Raw genomic sequence first — 23,529 nt, forward strand, 5'->3', positions numbered from 1 at the left:
TACTGATAATGTTTTACCTCTTGCCATGACTTAATTTACTAAGAATCATGGTTCCAAGATATTTTTTCGTCCTTTTTTTTACTAAAAATAAAGAGGGTGCCTCAATTACTTTTGAGACACCCTCATCAAGAGTAAATTGTAGAACCATTAATATCTGATTATGAATAAGGATCTCATTAAAGTCAATTTTCTTCAGTCAACTGGAGAAGACGAATATATAACAGAAACAATGTGGTGTAGGAAAAGTGGCGACAGCTATATTCTTGATAATATTCCATGTGTCGCTAAAAACATATCGCTTGGAGATGCTATTAGTGTAGAATACGACGAGGGCGAAGAGAAGTTTTATTTTGAAGATTTTATAGCGTATTCGGGAAACAGTACTTTAAGATTAATCATAGAAGATGACCAATTTCGGAAGGAAGTAAGAAAAGTATTTGAAGATTCCTTCAAATGCGCTTGCGAGGTGCTAGCTCAAATGAATACTTTGGCAATTAACATACCGAAGGATCAGAATTATAGACTTATTAAGGAATACGTCAATGTCGGATCCTCTGATGGTAAATGGCAATATGTGGAATCTTGCCTGTCAGATGAGCACCGTACCCAGCTTGCATAAGTATTAGATTGGTTTGAAACAAGGCGCGCAATGTGGCGCGCCTTGTTTCGTGAATAATTTCGAATATGTAGGCTCATAAGGAATCACAGGATACTTTTGGAATCACACAAATTCGTCCTAAAAGAGCGTATTGGACAAAGCTGGAGGTGAGTGACTGATGCCTCAATGGATGCAAATGGTGCCCAGAATGGGACGCGATTTACATTTTATAGTATAAAAGCCCGGCAATCCTCTTCGATTATTTCTGGAACTACATGTTACTTTCTTCTTATTAGTGCAACAGAAGGGATGACGATGGCCCTAACATTAAAACGTTTACTCATTACCGGTAGCATGCCTGGCAGCATGAGGCATTGCGGCTCACGCACAACTGGAAGATATACTGATAGATAGGCTAAATTCCATACCTCGCGATAATTCAATACGTAAAAAATGGACAAAGAAATCGTTAATCTTACCAATAAGCTGGAAAAAAAAGGCCCACCAGCAAACCCCGAAACGTTTGAAACTATTGTAGACGCGTTGGACTGCAATTTTCTGCCAGATTATCTCGACTTCATGCTTGCCCATAACGGTGCGGAGGGCGAAATGGAAGAAAGCTGGCTCAAGCTTTGGCCAGTGGAAGAGATTGAGGAAGCAAATAAAGGTTATCATGGTAGTCCAGACAATCTGCCAGATGTGCTGCTCATCGGTACCAACGGTGGCGGTGAAGGGTTTGGCATCCGTAAGGCAACAGGGGTATTCATTCAAGTGTCGCTGATCGACATGGATGAGGAGAATTTGTCGGAAATAGGCCGCACGTTTAAAGAATTTCTGATTGCCTTGAACACTGACTTTTTTACCCGGATTCAAGGATATTTGAGCGTAACAGGAATGTTAAGGAAATTGGATCATTATTTAACGGCTCAGGGATCCATTGCAGCCGCAAATCTTCAGGCAGGCATTCCCAGGCACGAAGTAGAGCAGAAGATTGCAAGTTTCAACATTACCCTGCCACCGGAAGTGTATGAGCTTTTTGAATGGAGAAACGGGCTAAAAGAATCCAGTGATGAAACCATAGGAAATTCTCTACTTTTCCCTTGGGGAATACAAGAACCATTCGATCGTTGTTTTAGTGTCTATAAATCGTCTTCGGATCAGAAGTATTTTCCCAAACAGTATTTTCCGATTTTTACCAGTGGCGGCGGAGACTATATCCTGATAAACTGCGACAAAAGTGATGAGTCTTATGGCTACCTCTATTGGCATTCTCTGGCATTATATGGGACGGAACGCGACGTTAGATATACCTCACTTGCAACATTGCTTCAGTGTGTGCTGGAATGTTTTGAGGCTGGAGCGTACTCATTTGTAGACGGAGCGCTGGAGATAAACCATGACCTGGCCGATGCCGTCTTAGCAAAGTACGAAATACCGGATGAAGGGGATGACGATGATTTTTAATTTCATTCCGCCAAAGCTATCAAGATAAGCGAGCAGTTATGTCAGATGGTGCGTCAGTGTTTCAATGTATTAACATGGCATTAAAGATCCTGCTTTTAAAAGATCCAGTATATTAGGATAGATACACTGATAGGCGAAAAAAATTTGGATTGAGTGATGCCTTTGGTCTAGATGAAACCAATGAATGGCCCGGGCCGAGTCTCTTTAAACCGGAAATCATTTAAAACACAAAATAATATCCCCATGAGCGTTACTCCAGTCTTAAAAAAACTCGAACACTTCTTTGTAACTCAGCAGTCGATCGCCTTTTCTCTGCTTCAAGATGGGATTTCCAGAGCTGAAATAGATGAGATAAAAAAGGCTTTAAACCTCAGTTTTCCACCAGAGGTTTATGAGCTTTTTGAATGGAAGAATGGAATGAGAGATTTAAGCAAAATAACGATAGGTGCTTCTCTCCTTTTTCGATGGGGAGCAATGGTACCATTTGACCAGTTTATTGAGGTTTATCATGCATCGCAAAAAGCTAAAAGCTATCCGAACCACTATTTTCCGATTTTTACAAATGGCGGCGGGGATTATATTCTGGTTAACTGCAATAAAGATGATGCTTTTTATGGTTACCTGTATTGGCACTCTCCGGCTCTATACGGGACTGAACTTGATGCCAGATACACCTCCCTCAGCACATTATTAGAATGTGTACTGGAATGTTTTGAGGCGGGAGGCTATTACTTTGAGAGCGGGATATTTGAAGAAGATTCAGACCTGTCAGATCCAATCTTAGATAAATATGAGCTGCAGGAAGAGGAGTAATTTGAAAATGTTATAATAAAAATGGTACTGAAATTGACTGTATACTTTTGTAGATAACCATACATGGCGATAAACTTGACGGTGTAAGTCCGTTATGGGGGTCTGTAATCACCAACCATTAGCCCATAGCAAGGGTGTCCACCGTTAGGTGGAATCTGACGGAAGTTGGCGGCAAAATTGCCGCCCGCCGGGAGCACGCTCAATCAAAGATAACGGTTCGGAAATTGACTGTATACTCCTGTAAGGTTATTGTGCTGGCCCACCGTATTGCGGGTCAGTTTTTTACATTACGGACAGAAAACTATACATATGGACGAGCATATCAGTAAATACATAAAAGACCTGGATATCAATTCACCGATCGACAGCGCGAAATTCTCAGAGATCATCAATAGCATCGATTGTAACTTTCCCGATGCTTATTTGGACTTTTTACGCGAAACCAACGGTGGCGCGGGCATGATCGGTGAAGGCAAATTTGTACGGTTCTGGCCTGCGGAGAAATTGATAGCGTATAATGAAGGCTATGGCGAATTTACGCCGGACTTCTTTCTGATCGCATCAGATGGCGGCGGCACAGGCTTCGCCATTCGAAGGAAAGAAGGCACCTTTGTTTCTTTCCCCTTTATTGGTCCTGATGAGGATGTCATAGAAGATGTGGGAAAAGTATTTAGGGAATTTCTAGCCTATCTGTCTTTGCCCTATACACAGCCTGACGGGTCTGAATATGAATATGATGATGATGACATGGAGTGTTAAAATGAGATTTGTTAATATAACTCCGATAATCCGCCTCTTATCACACCGCCGTCTCCTGGTTATATTCGAGGATTTCTCTAAAGACTACATAAAATGCAGATAAGTCGAATTTTGAAAAGATTAGAAACCTTCTTTATTTCCCAGCAATCAATTGCAGGCACCCGACTTCAAAAAGGACTTTCACGAGCAGAGATATTGCAACCTGTTTTAATCTCATATAGATACTGAGCTGCTTCACCGGCGGTTTGGTCGTGAGACATGATGTTGAAGATACACCTCCAATGGGAAATAGAATTTGTGAGGTATTCTTCCGAAACGGTCATACCATTTTTCTTCTGAAATATCAAGAAAGAGAAATACACCCGGTTTTAGGATGCGGTTAACTCATTTCGTGTTAAAGAGGTAGGGACGTAATCGAGAAGAGAGTGAGGGGATTCTGAAGTGGTTCAACACCACTTCAATGAACTACCAGAAATGGTGTATTAATAGTTAAAAAATCAATATTAATAGAAAATGGAAATTATAGTTCATACTTTCGAATGCCCAGGCGTTATTTGAGGACATTACGCATATCCGGTGGCAAAAAGATGAAATGGGGATGTTACTTTCTGCATGCGTCTGCTACAATATAGATAAACAAATGAAATGTTAACTGCGAGAACAATTTATGTGATGCTCTTTGTATCTGCAATGACTATCTTTTTGTACAAAAGAGGTGATGCTACCAGAAATGAGTTGGAATTAGTTTCTGGAAAGATTAAAGGCTTGGGTATCGCAGAGGTAAATGGGACCCCAGATCCGTTAATGAGATTGATCAGGCTGGAAAATTATAAGAAGCTTTTTGCAATGTCGGTTGCGCGGGATGCACGGCACGTTGAGCCAAAACTCACCAGAATAGATGAATTAAAAGCTGGTGATAGTATTAGCATTTATTTCGATACTAGCTATGGTGTTGATGATAAGTCGGTAATTTCTGTAATGTTTATCGATAAAGGGAGTATACCCTACTTTATTCTGGGACATGGCGACAATAAACTGATTGCATATTTCATCTGGGGTATGGCGTTTATTTCCATTGTGGGAGTGCTTATACTAAAAAAGGCGGGGAAGATTTCATGAAGGGAAGGTTAATGGGATTACATACACATTTGTTGCACTGCACTCGCGGGGCACTACAGGTTTCGCTTATTACTTTTAATAGCTATGAAGTCTGGTGAAATTATAACAGCTAGTACTTAATCTGTCAGATCAAGTATTAGCTATTAACCTTATACGGCAATGATGATAACACCTTGTTTCTATAACTGTATTTTCCATAAGTTTATTATAAAGACAATTGGGTATGGAAAAATGAGTACAGAATTGAACTATTTTTTCGTTAACAACGTGTTAACTTCTTTGTAAAGAATGTGCGTTACCTTCGTTCACGGCAAAACTCTTATTTCAATACTCCAAAAACCTTCTGCGATCTATGGAATAACACCCCGTACCATATTCATTTTACTTAATAACCCCGTTTATTAACCACTTCAATTGTACCTATGAAGAAGCTTTACCATCTTCTAGTAGGGATAGTTTTAATCTTACACATGAATGCAGATGCAGCGGATACGCTTACAACTAAACGTACAGACGTATATCTTAGGCGTATCAGCCGATCATCAGACCAAATAAGCAAAAAAATTGTTTGCCGTAACAGTGAGGCGCTCGATCGTTATATTCAGCGGTTAGAGACGCTGGAAAAGCGAGGAGCGATACTGGACAAGCCAAATGCTGACCATTTATTTCCTCCACTTATTAGCAAAGCACGTGCCTTCAGGAGTAACATAGCATGGCTAGAAAGCATGCCGACACAGTACTTTGGTTACCTTGACTCACTTCAGGGAAGCGTAAAATTTATTGAGCAGCGAGGCACTGATGGACTTAAAATGCTTGGAAAAGCCAAACAGACGATACCTGCCCTTCAAAATGAAGTCGCTATCACCGAGCAAACCTCTGCTATCATTGAAGAAGGAAAATGAGAGATAGGTGCTGTTTTGCACAGTTTAGCGCCGAATATTAAAGAGCTGGCTGCCCTTCAAGATCAGTTCTATTACTATCGCCAGCAGGTAGAAGAGTACAAGTCATTACTGTCGAATGGGCGAGTAAAAACGCCGGAGAGTTTAAAGACATTTTTATTGATCCATCTAAGATAGAAACTGGAATTTACATTTGGAATTCAAAAACCGGGAAATTTGTAAGACAATAAGGCTTTAAATAGACGATATGACCAAAAAAGAAACAATATCAGCCATTTTCGACCGGTTAACACCGCTGCTTGAAAGTGAAGGCTTTAAACTGGATAGTAAAAATCAATACTATCTCAAAAATACCAAAGAGGCATTATTTAATTATGACATCAGGTTTTACGACAGAACCGTGGCCAAAACCGGTGAGAGAGGCTTTTTAATAGAGCCCGTAGTTTATATAAATGTAAAGGCCATAGAGGATATATATAAACAAATAACAGTAAATAAATATCTAACAAAGCCCGTTGATTTTATTACACTTGGCGGAAATGTGGCCAATTTAGAAGCCAACCCGGATGGTCTTCGGCAAAAATGGGATCAATCGCTTGATCTGCTGGTATTCGAATCATCTGATGTAGATTATGTTGCCGGGCAGCTACTTCACCATTTTAGTAAAACAGCACTGCCATACTGCCTTGAGAGCGGGAATATTGCAGGAGTGGACCGGTTACTAAACAAAAATCCTGACCAGTACACTGTGCATATGGCAAATGAAACATACAGGATCATCAAGGGCCTCATTGCTGCCAAATTGGTTAATAATCCCCGATTAGGAGATCTTGTACTAACCTATGAAAGAATAATACAAGATTGGGAATTGCCTGTAGAAACGCAGCAAGAATTTGACAGGGTAATAGCCGTTCTGCCTGAACTTAATGAAGGAGTAAGATTAAAAAATAGGTTTTAAATAAAAAGGCAGTTGCAGCAATGCAATTGCCTTTTAGCGCATAACCCATTATTCATTTATACTATGAGATTCGAAATGTCTTTTACCATCGGCGCATTTAAATCTGCTGCCGATGCATATAACCTGGTAATGCCCCATTTGAAAGGCCGCGTTAATGTGATCAAGTCCCCGTAAGTTTTCAAGGAGAGATAAAGATTGACTCGTGCACCGACAATCCGAAAATGCTTGCGTCAGAACGTGAAGATTGGTTCTTACTTCATGCGGGAGAATTATCAGAAATGTCCTGATGATCTACGACAGGCGAAGTTCCGGTGTAACGAATTTCCTTATGGCAGGATCAGATTAGGAACAAGCAAAATAATGCAAGGGGTGGTAGTACTGGACGGTATTAGTTTGCCTTTTTTCCACAGTCTTGCCATCCCAGGAGATATCATAATCCGTTTTCTTAAGTTTATTATCCTTCCCTTTTTTTATATCTGTCTTTGACACAATTAAACCTCTTAAGCATTGGTAAGTTGTCGTATCAGATGATCCGGCTACAAAAACCTTGATATTTTTGTATTCTTCAGCCGATTCATATGTAAAACGCTGTAAGGACGATGGGCTGTAAAACGTATAATGCTCAAACTGAATGGTAGATTCTTTTCTAGGTACTTCTTCTACGACACCTAACATATTTAATACTATGGCTGCTCTGCTACTGGTATCGGTAGACTTTTTTTCTGAAAGGCTAAATCCATACGCATCCGTAACTGATACGGCAAGGGAATCTGGGGAAATATTAATTGCCCGCTTTAGGAAACCCAGATTTTTCTGACTTGTCGTGGCCGATGCTGTTGTAAGAAAGGGTATGGTGTCGCTTAGCCATTGTTTAAATCTAGCATCGCTTAACGCAGTAGCAAATTGATGGTTCGATGATTCAACAGAATGATAGATCGATTTTTTAATCTGTTTTGTATTGCATCCAATCAATGCAATATGTACCATCATATTAAATACTAGTGCTAATAGATGAATTGTCTTCATTGCGATTATTAGTGAAGGTCTCTAATTCACTTGCTCAGTGGCGTCGTCCTAACGAGCCTTTTGGTAAGCGTGTCGCCCGGCCAAAGAAACTCATAATAGTCAACACGAGGCGGCTTGGAATTGAGATAAGTTACTGTTTTGCGCGAATATCGGCCTCGTATATAGGAGTATTCCTTTTTTGTCCTTTTCTCTTTGTCCAGGACGAAAATGCTATCCATATCCTGAATAAAGTCACATCGACTTGAAGGATAGTAAGATCTCGTATAACGTATTTCGTCAACAAATTGGACTTCCGATCCTTCAGACGGCTCCTCCTTATATTGCTTGAGTGTTGATAGTATAAAAGCGTCGCCCGTGCTCTGGTCAAAAGTATCCTGTGGTATATAACGCAGCTTATATCTGTCTGTTAAAATCAATTCTGACGAATCGTCGCGAACAAATATGTCTCTCGTTCTGACCCCAGCTTGTGGACTCAGCTTTATGACGCCCGCTTTCAAATTCTTTAGGGTATCTATAATCCACGTGCGAAATCTTTTCTCATATTCAATGGAATCTTGTGTATCTGATGTCTGCGATTGAGTCAATGAACTGTCAGTTTGAGGAGATTTAGGTTTGTGGTTATTGCACGAAATCGCCAGTAGGCATACTACAAATGCCACACTTGTTAATGAGAGATGTTTATTTGGTTGCATGTTTTTATTTTTGATTAGGGAATGTCAATGGGATTTTTTTCTTATTGTCATCTAGAGTAAAGCGTTCACCACGGCCGGCCGACAGATTTGTAAAAAGAGTTTTGCCTATAATTGCGGTGGCTGAAACATCGTATCTGGCGCTTTAATATTTCCAGGCACTTACATCTACGCCACCGTTGAATTTCTCCTTATATTTTACTAACAAATCTAAAGATTCGTTACTCCATATACGATCGCGGTGGCTATTGACCCTGGTACTAGTAATTAAATCGATCCCATCCCATGAATCCGCTCCCTTGGTATGGTCGACGAATTCCGGCCCTAGTCCCTTCATATGTCCAATAGCATTAATTACAGCCACCACCGCAAATTTGGAATTTCTCTCCGCGTGATTACTTGCGATAAAGCTAGTCAAGGCCTCTTGCTTTGCTCCTCTGGCAAAAGAGTTTCGAAACAAGCTTATGTCCTCTAGTGTTTTTAGTGAACTTGATCCACCCTCCTTAATAAAGTTTGCGGTAACTGAGGCAATCCCAAAAGATTCATCCTTGTCTCTCCCGATTCTTCATTTATAACGGCGGCAAACGCGAGGAACGTCTTATATGACACGCCCAGATCTACTGTAGCACTTTTCTTTACTGTATTCAGCGTATGCCCTGGTTTGCTGGTTCGATCAGTCTTGATTACACCGCCCTCTTTTACGGCATAAACTTTGTCATCATTCTTGCCATCGCTGCCTAGATAGACACCTGCCATTGTATAATAATCACCTGTTGTTTTCATACCATCCGGATCAATAAAACGTATCGGATTATTAAAAGCATAATTGTAGGGAGACAGCCTACGCATTTCACCTGCAAGCGGGTCAATTACATGCCAACGTCCAATCTGGCAGTCATACATTCTGGCGCCGAAGTCGTACCATTGAATACTAGTCCCATCTTTAAACTCATCTTTCTGAATTTCCTTACCGGAATACTGAATAAGATTTGTCTTATAGAGTCCTCCTTTCAGTGCACCGGAGCTGATGGCTGCCATCGTGAGACCAAATGGATAATAATGGGTGCTGCTTACCAGAGGGCCGGTATTGTGTACTACAACTAAGTTATCGAAATAAACGTCTTCAACACTCTCATTTGATGTATAAATATAAAGAAAACCTGTTTTTTTAATTGTAAATCTGTTGGTTGCAAGCGTTTGTAGTATGTCGGGGCTTCCCTGAACCGACGTACTCCGGAGTTGGCACTTACCAGGTTAAATTGTTCGTCGAACAAAACGTAGCTTAGATAAGCCTTAGGCTTGTCTGATAAATTCTGTGATGGATCTTGTTGCTTTAATTGGTCATATGTGGAACTCTTAAACATTGTGATTGGGCTACCGGCTCCACTTCCGGTATGAACGCCTTCAACGACAGAGGACCCGCTAAAGGCTTGAAGTATTGAAGTGATCATTGCCGACGCTGTGGTACGGGAAGTACTAGCTGCAGTCGATTTGTAGAAGCCCTTTACACAAATCTGGATGGTATCTCCTGCCATAACCCTTAGTACAAGGGATGGTCCAATCTTTTGCCCGTTTGATGCATTGAGGCGTGACACGAAATCATTTGGATTGGTTGTGTTGTCGGTAGGATATCCCGAAGGCTTTACGGTTCTCGTGTTATCAATATTGGAAAATAAGGCATTTTCAACGGCACTAGCTGCCGTCTCCAATGTCGCGGCATATTGACTGGTGTCGGTTTTGGATTGAAGTACGCCTCTGACGTTTTTTTGATAGTCTTCCAGGAAATATTCATTAGAGAAGGAGAGAGGTCGCCCGGTCCGGAAAATGGGAATAGTGCGACCTTCAGGATGTGCGTAACTGAACAGGCCTACAGCATTAAGGACTATTACACTGTGACCAACGAGCTATCTGTTTTCTTCGGAGTGTCCCGTATTTCAATTGAATACCGCCTGAGAGGTTTAGACCTGGTGCAAAAGTCGGTACCCGGTGTCAAGACGGTGGAGGAAATACTCCGGGGAATTAGTTTTTAAACGGGCTAATTGGGCGAAAATATGAAGGACCATGGTTCAATTCTTGTATATTATAATTTCCGGTGCACTGGTATTATTGTGATCCAGTCATTGCCTGAAAATGAGCACGCGACCGGAAAGGAACTATTCGATGATATTATCAGTAGGTACAGTGAAATGGTTGATTTCGAATCGCACTACAGGGAAGTCTATGACCGCGAGGATTTCTTTCAGCAAATGGAACATTTAATTGACGCCATATAGATATAAGCAACAAATTATCGGACTTCCCAACAATGGATTTACCTTGGAGCAAGTAGTTTTTTTGGAGGGCTGAAGTTGAAGTGTAATTGTTACTGCTTATGATTGGGCTAATCGAATTGACAGTGCTTTCTGCTTCTTGTGTTAAGGGTTGCTTTTTCATTGAATGACATTAAAGATGATGATCATATATTCGAAGTAGTGGACGGAGATGCTGAAGTTCTTCAGAAAGCAATTAGATGAAACGAATCAAGATAATCAATCGAACCTTATGCACACCTTTGACTATCTAAAGGCACATAGGGTTGCCATACAAGCTGCGGTTGGATTAACATTTAAGCAGTTAATGCTTGCTCATGAAAATTATGTTAATGGCAGTCTAAACAGACAGAATAATTTTGAAAGAGTTAAGCATATAGGAATAACACGAACACAAAATGGTTTCCCATTACCATATATTTATACAACAAGAGGTAAATTGTTATATCCAAAGGAATAAAATAAAAATCATGAGAATAATATTATTAGTTTGGTTTGGTTGTTTTCTAGTAACTGCATTCAGCTGTAATCAATGTGACCATGCGGTTAATTTCGGCTGTTTGGCAGCAAATAAAGGAGATACCGCGTACATTTATGTTGATGATCAGCTGGTTTACAAGAAAGTTTTTGGAGCTGCCTATTTTGAGTCCCGTGAAACTATTAAACCAAGTGTTCGTGATTATTGTGCTTCGGCAGATTCAATTAAAGTACGAGCGGGATTTAATCGCCACGACACAATCTTTTATCTTAATCCAAGAGAAATAAAGGAATGTTATGTTGGTAATTCTATTTATGGTGATTTATTAGTTTTCTATAATCATGTAAAGAAAAAACGTATGAGCTCAGCAATGCATTAATCGTATACTGATAGCTATCAATGCGTTTTACGGTTTTGCCATAGGAGAGGGGGCTAAATTTTAGTACCCTCTTCTTTATTTTATGCCCCTGCAGATTCTCGACTATTGCTTCGCGCCGGCCATCATGTGTTTCTATAGTGAAGCTGGCGGTACTGAGTAAGCAGGGATCGCAATTTTCTATAGTAACCCATGGAGCAAGTAGCTCTGTAGTTCTATTGAGTTCCTTTGTTAGCTCTTCCATTAAAGTGAGTTTTCGGCGAAAATCGCTTTAATGGAAGAGCATATATCCGGTCCCTACTAGTAAATAATTTATTTCTTCAATACTTTCATAGGAAAGGGTAGTTGTTTTCTCTCCATGATCTTATCTTCCAGCCCTTTTGTTTCCTCTTCAATCCATTCCTCGTCTGCTTCAGTATATCCTTCAGTCGTTGTTATTTTCGCATGCCCCATCATCATTTGCACAACTTTAATAGCAACACCCATTTTCAATGCTATCGTCGAAGCGAAGGTATGCCGGGCAATGTGAAACGTAAGCGTAAACGGTATTGCGGCCAATTCCTGTAAAATTTTAAGACAACGATTGATTTCCTGGTTTGTAATAGGAGGGAACACGGTTCCATTGGCAACGGCCCTGGGATTGTCTTTGTACCTTTTGATAATGGTTACAGCCGTCGGCAGAATAGGGACGGCTGTGAACTCTTCGGACTTTTGACGATAAAGGTTACACCAGAATTTTCCTGAGGGAGTGATGTCAAAATTGTCTATTGTTAATGCCATGACATCTGAATAGGCAAAACCGGTGTAGCAACTGAAAATAAAAAGGTCTCGTACGTAGGCTAATTGCGGTGTAGCCAGCAATAGTTTCTCTAACGCTACAATTTGGTGCCATTTCAGTTTCTTCACCTTAGTCTTTATTCTGAAGGGCGTAAAATCTACAAAAGGATCCTCGTTTAACCATTTCATCTTTTTGCCCCAGCTTGCCATTTGCTTTAGTCTTTCCAGATGTTTGGCAGTACCATTGGTGGTGCATTTGTCATGCTTCTTGATAGGGTGAAGGGGAATGTACGTTTCCAGCTCCTTTATGAATGGAAAATCCAATACTGAAACATGCACATCCTCCCGGTTAAATTTGTACTTAATAAAGTTCTGTAGGTATGTGGCCGTAGCACCGTAGTTTTTAAGGGTACCAGGGGCCAGATTTTTTCCCTCATGAAGTTTATGCAGCTTCACCAGCGCCATTACCGTGTGATCTTTGTTTTTGACCACCTGCTTTCCATTATAGATCGTTTTGATATCCTCGGCTTCGAATGGCTCGCATTTGTCTACGAGATCTTTATAAATCCGTTTCAGATTGAACCTGACATTGGCGATATGGTTATTCAGGAGCTTTGCTGCCTCAGACTTCCCGTTTACTTTTTCCGATTCTGAGTTCCATTGATCTTTTTGGATTTTGTCTTTCAGGCTAATTTCGACAGGCTCGCCGCCGTTCACGGTGATTCGTGCATATACCACCGCCAGGTCCTTTGCGCCTTTCACATTGCGTACAATGAAGTCAATACCAAATGAGTTTTGTGCATTCATAACAATTCAATTTTTAGGTTTTTAATACCGTTTGTTATCACTCCCACTATCCACTCACCGCAAAGCGGTGAAATCATCACGCAAACGGCATCAAAAGGCACCAGATGAAATGGTGTTAGTTTTTGAATGCCAAAGAGTTACAACGGTTTTCGTGAGTAATATTCGGTAAAAAATTTACTCACGGATTTACTCACGAAAAGAATGATATGAATTGATATAATTTGCCAGGCTGAAAAAATAAAAAGCCCGCAAATACTGACTATTTGCGGGCTTTGAATCGTATTAAAGTGTATGCCGTCGGGATGACAAGATTCGAACTTGCGGCCTCTTCGTCCCGAACGAAGCGCGCTACCGGGCTGCGCTACATCCCGAGCTCCCTCATTGAGCGTAAACCAATTTAACGACCTTTCAAAAAATCACCAAATTTTTCCACCATAAAAAAGGCGTCCGGTATTCCCAGACGCCTTTTTTAAATACAGTAAAAATTATCTTAATTCCTGAACATTGTCACTACCAATGCGACTTCTTTATTAAGGCCCATAGCAGCTGCCATGACAGCGGAATTGTCACTCTGATCGACTTCGCGTTCTATCTCTTTTTTATGTACCACCAGTTTCAGATCGCCTTTAGTATATAAGGATAAACCACCTTCCTCTTTATCATGACTGGTAGTATCGCTGGCATCTTTTTGGAAACCGGAATTACGGATATCCTGCATCATGCTCCTGAGGTTTTCTCCCATAGCCACATAGGTAACACGAACACGTGGCTGCGCACTAAAAAAGAGCTTCTTGTTTTCATTCACGTAAGTAGTGCTGTCGTCATCAGCTGTTATCCAGCGATAGCTGATCTTATTCAATGCCGGCAGAATACTGTCTCCAGGCATTGCCAGTATTTGGGACATGTCTTTAACGGTTAGTTGTCTGCTCTTCATTCCAGTGAGTTCCTCCACCATTTCATCTCCCAGTAAGATCTTCACCAGATTCGGGTGTTTGGAGGAATAGACTACTTCAACATGCTGTCCTTTGCTCGCCAGATCGTATTGGTCGCTACCCACTTCTTTCTGGGTACGTACCTGTTTACCATCTTTAGTGTAATAGGAGATCGTCAGTTTGTAAGTGCTGCTCTTGGAGCTTTTCTTATAATAACCATCCACAATGGTAGCAGGAACTATTTGTCCAAACTGTCTCAGTTCCTCGTTTTCCAGTTTACCATAATGCATCGCGAATACGATGATCAATACGATGGCAGCAGGAATACATACAAATGTCATATTGTGATACCACTGTTTGGGATATCTGTCCCACTGCGTGATCTCATCCATATCTGTGAAATCTGCAAATGTCTGCGCCATAAAGATGAAGCATAAAATGCCCCCGATAATAGCCACAAATACAGGCATGTGGATGTACAGCCCCGCCGGCATCCAGATATACCAGATCAGGAATGTGAGGAGGAGCAGCGCGCCCCAGATAATTCTTCTTTTCATGTGTATAGGGTTGTAGTGTGTAATTAGGTAAGCCGTTTATGATGGTGGTAATAAACTATTCGCAGTCAATGCTTTGTCCCGGTCTAATGTAAACTGACTGCAAATATACATTTTTTAATATATGAATAGGAGGGTACGACTCATTTTAAATTATTAATTTATTTACTATCTTGACGTACTTTATGAAGGAAAACGCTTGAAAGCCTCTGTAGTAGCTTGTTTTGGTCGTTAGTGATGATAATGAAATAGTTAGCCGTAACGCATATCTATACCTGAAAACCGATCCCTATAATTATATACGCTGATGCCAAAATTTTTACTACTATCCTTATTCCTGTTATGGTTTCATACTCAGTCATTTGCACAACTGGCAGACACCGGTGCCGGATCTTTGAAAAACTTTATATGGTGGATGGACTGGGCAGATGTGAAGATTGAAGACGGAGCGACGAAAACATTCATTACTGGTGATGGTCTTACCGTTACCGCTACATTCTCTGGTGTAGCAGGAACGCCGCTGGCACCGAGTATCATGGATACCTGGAATGGCGCTCTCCTGAAGAACCTGTATAATTTCTCCGATCCCACTATCAAACCGGCGATCTCTGTTCCAAACAACTTCAATAACAGCAGGTTTACAATCACTTTAAGGGCTACCCGCAGGGGAAAACCGGTTCCTTTTGCATTGGTGGCCAGTGATGCAGAAGCCAGTAACTCACTGGAGACACTGACAATGAATACTACTGCAGGCAACTGGCGGACCCTGGAATTCTTCAGAAATTCAACGCAGGTAAATAGTCCCGCTTCCGGTTGCGGTACGCAAACAATCAGCATCTCTGAAACATATGCCGGAACGCCAAACGTCGGACAACTGCCCATCGTGGCTACCGATGTCCCGGCGACAACAGGAACTGTAACAGTTGATGTACGTCTGCTAAGGACCACACACGGCGGCAGTGCTGTAGCCTTTGGTATTATAGCTGCTGTCGATGAAGGTGACCTGCCTGCCAGTTATGGTTATGCCACACATCAGCTGGTATATGCTACGCAAAATCCCTGTAATGATAGAGCGCCATTGCCTCTTACTGCATTAGAGACGAACCTGAAACTAGGCAGTATTGCCGGTGATGCAGATACCGTGGGTATGACTGATGATAATCTGCAGGGACAGGATGAAGATGCTGTGACTACCTTCAACGACTACAATGGTAATGGAAGTTATAATGTTATTGTTCCGCTGAGTAACACCACAGGGAAAACAGCCTATCTCTCGGGTTGGTTTGATTATAACCGCAATGGTATGTTTGAGTCGAACGAATCAGCCACCGCCACGATAGCTCCCAATGCAACCACTACTACGTTGACCTGGACGGCACTACCCGCTGGATTCATCGCCGGGAGGGTGCCCTTGTATGGATTCAGGTTCCGTTTATCAACCGATCAGCAGGCGCTGAAAGCACCTGCCGGTTTTGCTCCGGATGGGGAAGTAGAAGACTATCTCGTCAGCATTAAAGCCCCCTGCTCAGCCAATATCAATACACTGTCCAACATGGTGCTTTGTGCCGGCAAACAGGCGCAGTTAAACGCTACCGGCGGTATTAAGTACCAATGGACACCAGCTGCAGGATTATCGTCAGATACAATTCCTGATCCTGTAGCGACACCGGCAATAACAACCACTTATAAGGTAAGCGGCGTAGATGCTTCCGGTTGCCCGGGTTCGGCCACTATCACTATCTACGTCAATCCTTCACCAATATTTACCAAAAGAAGCGATACCGCCATCTGTGCGGGTAACAGTCTGCAGCTTTCCGCTGTTGCTGATATCCCGGTTACTTACAGCTGGTGGCCCGATTCATCGTTGGATAAGAGCACTGTTCCCAATCCTGTTGCTACTCCGATAACGACCACCAGTTATACTGTTACGGCAACCACGATATATGGCTGTACAAGTAAATCTGCTATCAACATCACAGTAAATCCCGCCCCTGATATGAGAGTAATGCCGGATACGCCGGTAGTATGCCTCGGACAATCAGTAGAGATCATGGCAAAAGGGGCGGATGTGTATGAGTGGTATACAGACAAAGATTCCCTGCTCACTACCAATCCGCTGATTGCCGTAAAGCCTACCTGTGATTCCACATTCAAGATCTATATGGAACAGCATACCTGCCAGGTAGCAGATACTTTCCTGGTGCCTGTGAAAGTGTACGACCTGCCGGTTACTTCTGTTGTGAAATCAAGTGATATAGACTGTGCGCATCCGCAGGTGGTGCTGGAGGCGACTGGTGGTGTATATTACAACTGGCAGCCTGTGGTTGGTATGGCCAACAACCTGGTCGCAAATCCGGTGGTGTCTCCGCTGAAAACAGTTACCTATGAAGTGACCGTGATGGATGAACATGGCTGTACCCAGGTGGAAGCTGTTACCGTGAATGTAGACATTGCGCTGGCATTCACGCGGTATCCGATTCCCACAGCTTTTACGCCCAACGGCGATGGTATGAATGATTGCTTCGGATTAAAGTTCTGGGGTGAAACGAACACATTTGAATTCAGTGTATTTAACCGTGTAGGAAACCTGGTGTTTAGTACACACTATCCCGGCGACTGCTGGGACGGCACTTATAAAGGCATACTGCAGCCGGCAGGTTCCTATATTTACATGATAAAAGCGAAAACAATCTGTGGCGATGTACTAAGGAAAGGTACTGTAGTACTGGCCCGTTAAGGAGTAGGAGACTACCCGCGGCGGCGGATAGTCTCTTCCTGTATATAGCGCTGGTTAACTTACTAATTAATGCCTAGTCGTCTTCCTATCTCAGCTGTGTTAAAATCTGCTATTCTAAAGGGATGCGCTTCGGTATTAAATACATATTCCGCCGTATTTAAACCACTATCCGGTGTAAACAACAGATAGAGATACTTCATCGTTTCTGCAAAGAAATACGTCGGTAGTTCATTCTGTTGTTTTTTGGTCCGCACATCCGCTATTGATGAAAAGGCAGCAGGCGTTTTACAATATTTCAATATATCGCTGTAATACTGTTTTCCCATCTCTACATAGGTAGTATCCTTTGTATAATCATACAGATACCAGGCAGACTCTATAATCTCAGGATTCAGCTCGTACACCGGAGAGGAAGGCAGCTGTTTACGATAATCATAGATCATCGGTTCCAGTCCATATTTCTTCCAGAGCTTATCCCAGGTAAACTGAAGCTTGGCTGCCCTTGCAGCATCATCATCAATGCATAACAATGCAGGGAAGAATGCATCATAAAGGGTCACCGCGCTGTTCTTCATCGCTCCTGAGTACATATCCGTTTTCCTGTACCAGACAGTCGTATCACTCTCTTCTGCATCATAGGTGTGAACAGCTGTAATGGTCTGTTCCCACATTGTTTTAATCTCGGGATCCCTGAACAGCAGCCAGGTCTTCAGCAGGTATTCATAATAGACGTCTCCACCTGCGCCGATATAACTGACTGTTTCCAGCCAATCCCCGGTTTCATTGTTGATCACATTGCCTACAAGGTTGATCTCTGAGCGTCTTCCATAAACTGCCAGCGTCGCTTTCTTGGCTGCCTGGTAATATTTCGGATCCTTTGTATAGTAACTCAGGATACCCATTTCCAATGTATATGCGGCTGCTTCAGCCGTGTTGACTTTTTCCCCTCTTGCTTTCCCGGTCTTCAGATTTACCCAGTAGTAGGGAATGCCTGTAGGCGATTTAAAAGCCTGTAACAGGCGGTCGCCCAGATCTTTTGTCTGCTCCAGTACCTTCGGATTGTGTGTGTAGGAATACATGGCAAGCAATCCTCCCAGCACACGCTTATTCATGTCGAAGGTCTTCACATACACGTCTTTGTTAAAACTGCAGCTGTCTGCAACGTATTTCTCAATCTCCCTGGCCTGTTTCTGAAGGCCCATCACTTTCATGGTACTGTATGCGTCAACAGGCGAGATGCGTAACGGTTCCTCATACCAGTCTGTATACTGTTTCGTTAACGGCAATAGCACGTCATGGCCCCACGCGTATCGTTTGTAGGTATCCCAGGCCTTTACAAATTCCTGTTTTACACTGTTCGATAGCTCCGCTGTCTGGGCTTTCATAGGTAGGTGGCTGATCATGGCTACGACAGCCAGGATGCATTTTTTCATCAGATGCTAAATTATGATCTGCGAAAATAGTAAAGCGCTCATACTATTGCGCTAACAAATATATTTTTTACGTTATAACGATCTAAGACAGTCGCTGGTGCTGATCGCGGTATTGTGAAGGGGTTTGCTGATAAATGCCCTGGAACTGTTTGTAGAAATGTCCGAGGTTGTTAAAGCCGCAGTCATGGCAGATGCTCTTAATGGGGGCATTGGTGATCGCTAATTGCCTGGCGGCGAATTGCATACGTAATTCTGTGACCAGGGCAGAAAGGGTCTTATTATAGCATTTCCGGACCGTCCTGTTCACATGATCAAGATTGCGCCCGCAAATGGAGGCAAAGCCACGTGCGCCCAGGCGGAACAGGTCGGGCTGAATTGGGAATTGCTGCACAGCATTATTCAGCCAGGCCGGAACGTCCTGGTTATCAGGTTGATTTTCATTAGGAAGTAATAACCTGAAAACGGATAACAGGAAACTATCCAGGTGGATAGCAGAATTTTGATGTTTCCAGATCTTTTCGGCCAGGTGGGTCACATTACGCAGAATGTTGATATCAAGGGTAATATGATAGGGAAGGGGCCCTTTTTTCCAGAAAAAATCTTCTACTCCGGCGAAGTACCTTTTTCGGAAATACTGCACCGTTTTCAGCGGAAAGGCCAGGTTCATCATGGTAATGCCCTGCCGGCTGGAAGCAAATGTATGCTGATCTTCCGGCCGTATCATGACAAGGTCGCCCGTATTTAAGGAGATTTTCTTTCCGTTAATGAGGTGAGTGCCGCTACCATGTTCTATCCAGAATATTTCGGCATAGTCGTGGTTATGCAGGGATATATCATCGCGTGAAAAGATCTTCACCCTGGCAAGATGGAATATTTCACCTTTGGTAATAAAGTGGCGTAGTAGAAACTTAGTAACTTTCATAACGTGTCCCCCAACTACTTAAAGATAATAAATTTTGTGCAGCTGTGCCTGCTGGACAAATAGTGCTGAATTGGGCTGTGATTATCAGCTTTTATCAGAGGCTGCCGCCGTGGAGGGAATTGCTTACTTTTATCTATTGGCTCAAATATTGCGTTGCCGATAAGCTCAATGCCAACTGCAGTCAACTCATTCAGCTACACGAATCGAACGGTGACGCTGCTACGTGGCATTCCAAAACCTAACATTAAAAGAGTTAACTTTATAGGTATATATCTTTTCTTAACCCAGTAGATTGTTGCATATGTTAAGCATGACGAGAAAAAATATCAGGATTACACCAGATTTTAAGAGAGTGATTCCACGCTTTTTTAATTCGGGAAATGAACGTGCTCTCCAGATCATCAGCAATGTTGTGAATATGCCGGAAGATGCCGTATGTGAAGTATTGGGCAGCGTAAAGAATGAGTTTTCCTGCAGGTATAAAGATATCAATGTGGTCTTTGAGAACCATTATGGGAGGATCAGCAACCTGGTGCCCCCCGGAATGACAGTGACCAAAGAACGGCAACATTTACTGGGGGCTTATTTTACCATGGAATACTCCCTGGAAGCGGCCGCCCTTTTTAATCCTTCGGTCGTGGAAGCGCCAGACCAGTCCGGGCTGAAACCCGGTGAAAAACGGGTAATAGTCAGTTTCCGGGCTACAGGAGAAAGCCATATTTCCTCCATCGAATTCCGGGAAGGGTTGCTGGATAAGGATTGTAACATTCACCTCGAACCTCCCGCCAGGTTTCTGACAGAAGGCAAGCTGACTGGTGAAAAGCTGAACGATAAAGAGCATTTTGCCCAGCAGCTGTCACAGCTACGCCTGCCGGAAGATATTCATGTCGGTATACTACACCAGCTCACGGGAGAGTTCACCTACTCGGAAATAGACATTGTGCTGCGCACCCTGCTGAGGAGTGTTAAAGATCCATCCGACCAGCAGAACATGAAACAACATGTGCTTGAACTGGTAGATGCCAGCTATGAGCTGCATTTCCCGGACTATACAGGCCTGTCTGAACGTGTCATCTTTCCGGTCACCTACACAGAAAAGAATGGTATTGAAGACGCCCGTTTTGTGAGATTTGTAGAGGAAGAAGGCTCCTGCACTTATTACGCTACCTATACGGCTTATGACGGCTCATTCATCCTGCCTAAGCTGATCAAAACCTGCGACTTCCAGCATTTTGAGGTTTCCCCCTTATACGGGAAAGGTGCAGTGAATAAGAACCTGGCACTCTTTCCCAAAAAGATCAACGGAAAATATGCCATGCTGTCCAGAATAGATGGTGTGAACAACTATATCATGTTCTCAGATGATCTGTATGAATGGGAAGAACCCATCCTGCTGCAACAGCCTAAATATCCATGGGAATTTGTGCAGATAGGTAATGCCGGTTCACCATTGCTCACCGAAAAAGGATGGCTGATCATCTCCCATGGCGTGGGACCTATGCGGAAATATTGCCTGGGAGCTGCCCTTTTTGACCTGGAAGATCCTACGAAGGAACTGGGCCGGCTGCAATATCCTTTGCTGATGCCGAAAGAAGATGAGCGGGACGGTTATGTGCCGAATGTGGTCTATTCCTGTGGCGCAATGATCCATGAAGGGCTGGTCTTCATTCCCTACGCAGTGTCAGATTATGCGTCGTCATTTGCCAGTGTACCGCTGGATAAATTACTGAAAGCTTTGTTAAAAGGTGGGTAGTCAGGCTGTACTGACTATCCTTTTATATACCTCAATGTATCGATTGACCATCTGCTCCTGGCTGAAATTGGCCATTGCGTGCAGGTGGCAATTATGCCGGTGAATGTCGGGTATATTTCCTACGGCAGCTACTGCTTCTTCTACCGTATTGACGAGGAACCCGGTCGTTCCCTCCAGTATCAGTTCCTTCATGGCGCCCCTGTTAAATGCAATGACAGGCGTACCACACATCATCGCTTCCGCTATGCTTAACCCAAACGGTTCTTCGAATAGCACAGGATGCAATAATGCAGTTGCGTTGCCCAGTATCCGGCAGCGCTCCGCAGGGCCTACGTTCCCCTTATAAATAACAGTTTCGCCATTCACAAAGGGCTCCACTTTTTCTGTAAAATATCGCGCATCCTGTATCAGGCCGCAGATAACCAACTGCCTATTCAGCTTCCGGGCAATCTCTATCGCCAGATGAGTGCCCTTTTCAGGATGTATCCGGCCAAAACTCAGGAGGTAGTCTTCTGCTACTTCCCTGTATGGAAACAGCGACGTATCAATACCGTTATAGACAGTGGCGATATACCGTAGTTCACTGCTCCGGTCACTGTTGCTGATAGATACATAATGACCGGTATTATTGTACTTCTTGTATACCGGTATAATATCCGGTGAAGAGAAGCCGTGAATGGTCGTTAACATGGGGGTGGGAATCAGCCGTGAATAGGTGAGGGGCAGGAAATCATAATTATTGTGTATAAGGTCAAATTCCCCGGCTCTTTCCATTAGGGCTGAAATATGAAGGCATTCCCATACCTTGAAGTCAGCCGGTTCTTCTCCCAGCGGATGATCATACACGGATGACAGTTTTGCACGGGTGACAGAATCGCCCGTGGCAAAAAGTGTTACATCGATTCCTTTTTTTACGAGACCTTCAGTAAGTACAGAGGTTACCTGTTCCCATGGACCGTATTGACGGGGAGGGGTACGCCAGACGATAGGGGAGAGAACTGCTATTTTCATTTATCTGTCTAACATTTCAGAAACAGCAAAATAAGCTATCCAGAAGGCGATGGTGCTTTCAGCGCCCTGGTTTTCATTTACCCTGTCGGGCTGCAAACCATCAGAGCATCCACCGGTATCTTTATCATATAACGGCAACTGTAATGCATTCTCACCCATGAACCACTGCCAGGACCGTATTCCCCTGGCGAGGAATTTTTTATCTCCCGTGACATGGAATGCCTGCTGATAAAACAATACCATGGCCATGGCATCCAGCGGTTGCTGGTCAAATAAAGCGGTGCTGCCGCCTTTACTGCTCCAGCCATTATTACCGACAGGATATAATATACCATCACGAAATACTTTCGATTCCAGGAAACTAATGGCCTCCAGCGCCGTATGCAGGTATTCTTCCTGCCGGGTGAGCTCATAGGCGTGTAGCAGGGCCAGTGGTATCATGGCGTTATCGTACGCCAGCACTTCCTCAAACCAGCACCACTTCTTATCTGAATATCTGCGATATTCATGTATCAGTTTATCGGCCAGCAGTCCGACCCTGTTCAGATGTCCGTCCAGCGGATGATGCGATCCGACAAACATACATAACCCGATCAGGCTATTGGCAATGCCTCTGAGAGAGATCAGCTTGTCCATATGAGGAGCCGCTTTCAGGAAAATATCTTCCGCTGTTCTTATGGTAAGTGGCGATGGTCCATCGGCTATCAGATAGCCAAGGGCCATGATCGTTCTGCCATAAGCATCTTCCGAGCCGCCGTCCATCACGATCTGCTTATTATAATGCATGAAGTTGTGAAAATAGCCGTCCTCCATCTGCATATAATGGATGAAGCTCAGATAAACGGACATTAGCTTCAGCACATCAGGGTAACCGTCATGTTTCCATGCAAGCACAGTTAACAACAACGCCCGGGAATTATCGTCTGTACAATAGCCTTCTTTCCTGTTGGGCATATTACGCAGGGCATGTTGTATGATGCCCGTGCCGTCTGTCATATTCAGTACGTGATCAGGATTAAAGGCCGGCAAAGATATTTTGCGGGGTATGGTTTCCTGTTTTTGAATGGTTTTCATTGTCTTTAAATGCGGGTGCATATTAATTTTTTTAGTGAACA

At 43.0% G+C, this 23,529-nt stretch carries 19 protein-coding genes and 1 tRNA gene; 11 read left to right on the top strand and 9 right to left on the bottom strand.

Going from position 1 to position 23,529, the window contains the following annotated elements; genetic code table 11:
• Nucleotides 1–160 precede the first annotated feature (160 nt).
• The 7 genes from CLV42_RS32660 (at nucleotide 161) to CLV42_RS32690 (ending at nucleotide 6,610) form a co-directional block, all read left to right on the top strand.
• Entirely contained in the window at nucleotides 161–619 is a 459-nt protein-coding gene (locus CLV42_RS32660; RefSeq protein ID WP_106606153.1) for a DUF4265 domain-containing protein, read from the top strand.
• 432 nt (nucleotides 620–1,051) lie between these two features.
• On the top strand, nucleotides 1,052–2,062 hold the full coding sequence (locus tag CLV42_RS32665) for an SMI1/KNR4 family protein (protein ID WP_106606154.1): 1,011 nt from the start codon (nucleotides 1,052–1,054) through the stop codon (nucleotides 2,060–2,062).
• Nucleotides 2,063–2,305: 243 nt separating this feature from the next.
• Entirely contained in the window at nucleotides 2,306–2,875 is a 570-nt protein-coding gene (locus tag CLV42_RS32670) for an SMI1/KNR4 family protein (protein WP_170117738.1), read from the top strand.
• Nucleotides 2,876–3,184: 309 nt separating this feature from the next.
• Nucleotides 3,185–3,634, top strand: coding sequence for an SMI1/KNR4 family protein (locus CLV42_RS32675; protein ID WP_106606156.1), 450 nt, complete (start codon nucleotides 3,185–3,187; stop codon nucleotides 3,632–3,634).
• Between the two features lie 645 nt (nucleotides 3,635–4,279).
• Nucleotides 4,280–4,753, top strand: coding sequence for a hypothetical protein (locus tag CLV42_RS32680; protein WP_106606157.1), 474 nt, complete (start codon nucleotides 4,280–4,282; stop codon nucleotides 4,751–4,753).
• 422 nt (nucleotides 4,754–5,175) lie between these two features.
• Nucleotides 5,176–5,655 (top strand): hypothetical protein, encoded by a 480-nt coding sequence (locus tag CLV42_RS32685; RefSeq protein ID WP_106606158.1) that lies wholly within the window; start codon nucleotides 5,176–5,178, stop codon nucleotides 5,653–5,655.
• A gap of 244 nt (nucleotides 5,656–5,899) precedes the next feature.
• The gene (locus tag CLV42_RS32690) at nucleotides 5,900–6,610 is read left to right on the top strand and encodes a hypothetical protein (protein ID WP_106606159.1); all 711 of its coding nucleotides are present in this window, start codon (nucleotides 5,900–5,902) and stop codon (nucleotides 6,608–6,610) included.
• 342 nt (nucleotides 6,611–6,952) lie between these two features.
• On the opposite strand, the gene CLV42_RS32695 is transcribed toward CLV42_RS32690, so the two are convergent.
• Together CLV42_RS32695 and CLV42_RS32710 are read right to left on the bottom strand one after the other, a co-directional pair.
• The gene (locus CLV42_RS32695) at nucleotides 6,953–7,636 is read right to left on the bottom strand and encodes a hypothetical protein (protein WP_146154545.1); all 684 of its coding nucleotides are present in this window, start codon (nucleotides 7,634–7,636) and stop codon (nucleotides 6,953–6,955) included.
• Between the two features lie 1,169 nt (nucleotides 7,637–8,805).
• A complete protein-coding gene (locus CLV42_RS32710) occupies nucleotides 8,806–9,531 on the bottom strand; it encodes an RHS repeat domain-containing protein (protein WP_317048026.1) in 726 nt (241 codons plus the stop codon).
• 1,335 nt (nucleotides 9,532–10,866) lie between these two features.
• On the opposite strand from CLV42_RS32710, the gene CLV42_RS32730 reads away from it, so the two are divergent.
• Complete coding sequence (locus tag CLV42_RS32730) at nucleotides 10,867–11,094, top strand: hypothetical protein (RefSeq protein ID WP_146154546.1); 228 nt, start codon at nucleotides 10,867–10,869, stop codon at nucleotides 11,092–11,094.
• Between the two features lie 10 nt (nucleotides 11,095–11,104).
• On the top strand, nucleotides 11,105–11,491 hold the full coding sequence (locus tag CLV42_RS33780; protein ID WP_146154547.1) for a hypothetical protein: 387 nt from the start codon (nucleotides 11,105–11,107) through the stop codon (nucleotides 11,489–11,491).
• Nucleotides 11,492–11,800: 309 nt separating this feature from the next.
• Here the strand turns inward: CLV42_RS33780 and CLV42_RS32745 are convergent, their stop codons facing one another.
• The 3 genes from CLV42_RS32745 to CLV42_RS32755 all read right to left on the bottom strand — a co-directional run bounded on the left by CLV42_RS32745 (nucleotide 11,801) and on the right by CLV42_RS32755 (nucleotide 14,561).
• On the bottom strand, nucleotides 11,801–13,072 hold the full coding sequence (locus CLV42_RS32745; protein WP_106606170.1) for a site-specific integrase: 1,272 nt from the start codon (nucleotides 13,070–13,072) through the stop codon (nucleotides 11,801–11,803).
• A 297-nt stretch (nucleotides 13,073–13,369) separates the two neighbouring features.
• Nucleotides 13,370–13,443 (bottom strand) — tRNA-Pro (locus CLV42_RS32750).
• A gap of 119 nt (nucleotides 13,444–13,562) precedes the next feature.
• Complete coding sequence (locus CLV42_RS32755) at nucleotides 13,563–14,561, bottom strand: DUF3592 domain-containing protein (RefSeq protein ID WP_106606171.1); 999 nt, start codon at nucleotides 14,559–14,561, stop codon at nucleotides 13,563–13,565.
• A 304-nt stretch (nucleotides 14,562–14,865) separates the two neighbouring features.
• Between CLV42_RS32755 and CLV42_RS32760 the strand changes: the two genes are divergently transcribed.
• The gene (locus CLV42_RS32760; RefSeq protein ID WP_106606172.1) at nucleotides 14,866–17,295 is read left to right on the top strand and encodes a CshA/CshB family fibrillar adhesin-related protein; all 2,430 of its coding nucleotides are present in this window, start codon (nucleotides 14,866–14,868) and stop codon (nucleotides 17,293–17,295) included.
• 62 nt (nucleotides 17,296–17,357) lie between these two features.
• On the opposite strand, the gene CLV42_RS32765 is transcribed toward CLV42_RS32760, so the two are convergent.
• Together CLV42_RS32765 and CLV42_RS32770 are read right to left on the bottom strand one after the other, a co-directional pair.
• Nucleotides 17,358–18,728: a glycoside hydrolase family 47 protein gene (locus tag CLV42_RS32765; RefSeq protein WP_106606173.1), complete on the bottom strand. Its 1,371-nt coding sequence runs from the start codon at nucleotides 18,726–18,728 to the stop codon at nucleotides 17,358–17,360.
• Nucleotides 18,729–18,810: 82 nt separating this feature from the next.
• On the bottom strand, nucleotides 18,811–19,650 hold the full coding sequence (locus tag CLV42_RS32770) for an AraC family transcriptional regulator (protein ID WP_106606174.1): 840 nt from the start codon (nucleotides 19,648–19,650) through the stop codon (nucleotides 18,811–18,813).
• A gap of 310 nt (nucleotides 19,651–19,960) precedes the next feature.
• Between CLV42_RS32770 and CLV42_RS32775 the strand changes: the two genes are divergently transcribed.
• On the top strand, nucleotides 19,961–21,403 hold the full coding sequence (locus CLV42_RS32775; protein ID WP_106606175.1) for a glycoside hydrolase family 130 protein: 1,443 nt from the start codon (nucleotides 19,961–19,963) through the stop codon (nucleotides 21,401–21,403).
• Here the strand turns inward: CLV42_RS32775 and CLV42_RS32780 are convergent, their stop codons facing one another.
• Nucleotides 21,404–22,414: a glycosyltransferase family 4 protein gene (locus tag CLV42_RS32780; protein ID WP_106606176.1), complete on the bottom strand. Its 1,011-nt coding sequence runs from the start codon at nucleotides 22,412–22,414 to the stop codon at nucleotides 21,404–21,406.
• A complete protein-coding gene (locus tag CLV42_RS32785) occupies nucleotides 22,415–23,488 on the bottom strand; it encodes a glycosyltransferase (RefSeq protein WP_245901798.1) in 1,074 nt (357 codons plus the stop codon). It abuts the gene before it with no gap.
• Nucleotides 23,489–23,529 lie beyond the last annotated feature (41 nt).

Source organism: Chitinophaga ginsengisoli (assembly GCF_003014595.1).
GTDB lineage: Bacteria > Bacteroidota > Bacteroidia > Chitinophagales > Chitinophagaceae > Chitinophaga > Chitinophaga ginsengisoli.

Bases quoted from the DNA above. Each gene is read 5' to 3' on its own strand.
- CLV42_RS32760 (WP_106606172.1), top strand. From the start codon at position 14,866: ATGCCAAAATTTTTACTACTATCCTTATTCCTGTTATGGTTTCATACT.
- CLV42_RS32685 (WP_106606158.1), top strand. From the start codon at position 5,176: ATGAAGAAGCTTTACCATCTTCTAGTAGGGATAGTTTTAATCTTACAC.
- CLV42_RS32660 (WP_106606153.1), top strand. From the start codon at position 161: ATGAATAAGGATCTCATTAAAGTCAATTTTCTTCAGTCAACTGGAGAA.
- CLV42_RS32730 (WP_146154546.1), top strand. From the start codon at position 10,867: ATGCACACCTTTGACTATCTAAAGGCACATAGGGTTGCCATACAAGCT.
- CLV42_RS32675 (WP_106606156.1), top strand. From the start codon at position 3,185: ATGGACGAGCATATCAGTAAATACATAAAAGACCTGGATATCAATTCA.
- CLV42_RS32775 (WP_106606175.1), top strand. From the start codon at position 19,961: ATGACGAGAAAAAATATCAGGATTACACCAGATTTTAAGAGAGTGATT.
- CLV42_RS32680 (WP_106606157.1), top strand. From the start codon at position 4,280: ATGTTAACTGCGAGAACAATTTATGTGATGCTCTTTGTATCTGCAATG.
- CLV42_RS32770 (WP_106606174.1), bottom strand. From the start codon at position 19,650: ATGAAAGTTACTAAGTTTCTACTACGCCACTTTATTACCAAAGGTGAA.
- CLV42_RS32690 (WP_106606159.1), top strand. From the start codon at position 5,900: ATGACCAAAAAAGAAACAATATCAGCCATTTTCGACCGGTTAACACCG.
- CLV42_RS32785 (WP_245901798.1), bottom strand. From the start codon at position 23,488: ATGAAAACCATTCAAAAACAGGAAACCATACCCCGCAAAATATCTTTG.
- CLV42_RS32755 (WP_106606171.1), bottom strand. From the start codon at position 14,561: ATGAAAAGAAGAATTATCTGGGGCGCGCTGCTCCTCCTCACATTCCTG.
- CLV42_RS32670 (WP_170117738.1), top strand. From the start codon at position 2,306: ATGAGCGTTACTCCAGTCTTAAAAAAACTCGAACACTTCTTTGTAACT.
- CLV42_RS32665 (WP_106606154.1), top strand. From the start codon at position 1,052: ATGGACAAAGAAATCGTTAATCTTACCAATAAGCTGGAAAAAAAAGGC.
- CLV42_RS32765 (WP_106606173.1), bottom strand. From the start codon at position 18,728: ATGAAAAAATGCATCCTGGCTGTCGTAGCCATGATCAGCCACCTACCT.
- CLV42_RS32745 (WP_106606170.1), bottom strand. From the start codon at position 13,072: ATGAATGCACAAAACTCATTTGGTATTGACTTCATTGTACGCAATGTG.
- CLV42_RS32780 (WP_106606176.1), bottom strand. From the start codon at position 22,414: ATGAAAATAGCAGTTCTCTCCCCTATCGTCTGGCGTACCCCTCCCCGT.
- CLV42_RS33780 (WP_146154547.1), top strand. From the start codon at position 11,105: ATGAGAATAATATTATTAGTTTGGTTTGGTTGTTTTCTAGTAACTGCA.
- CLV42_RS32695 (WP_146154545.1), bottom strand. From the start codon at position 7,636: ATGAAGACAATTCATCTATTAGCACTAGTATTTAATATGATGGTACAT.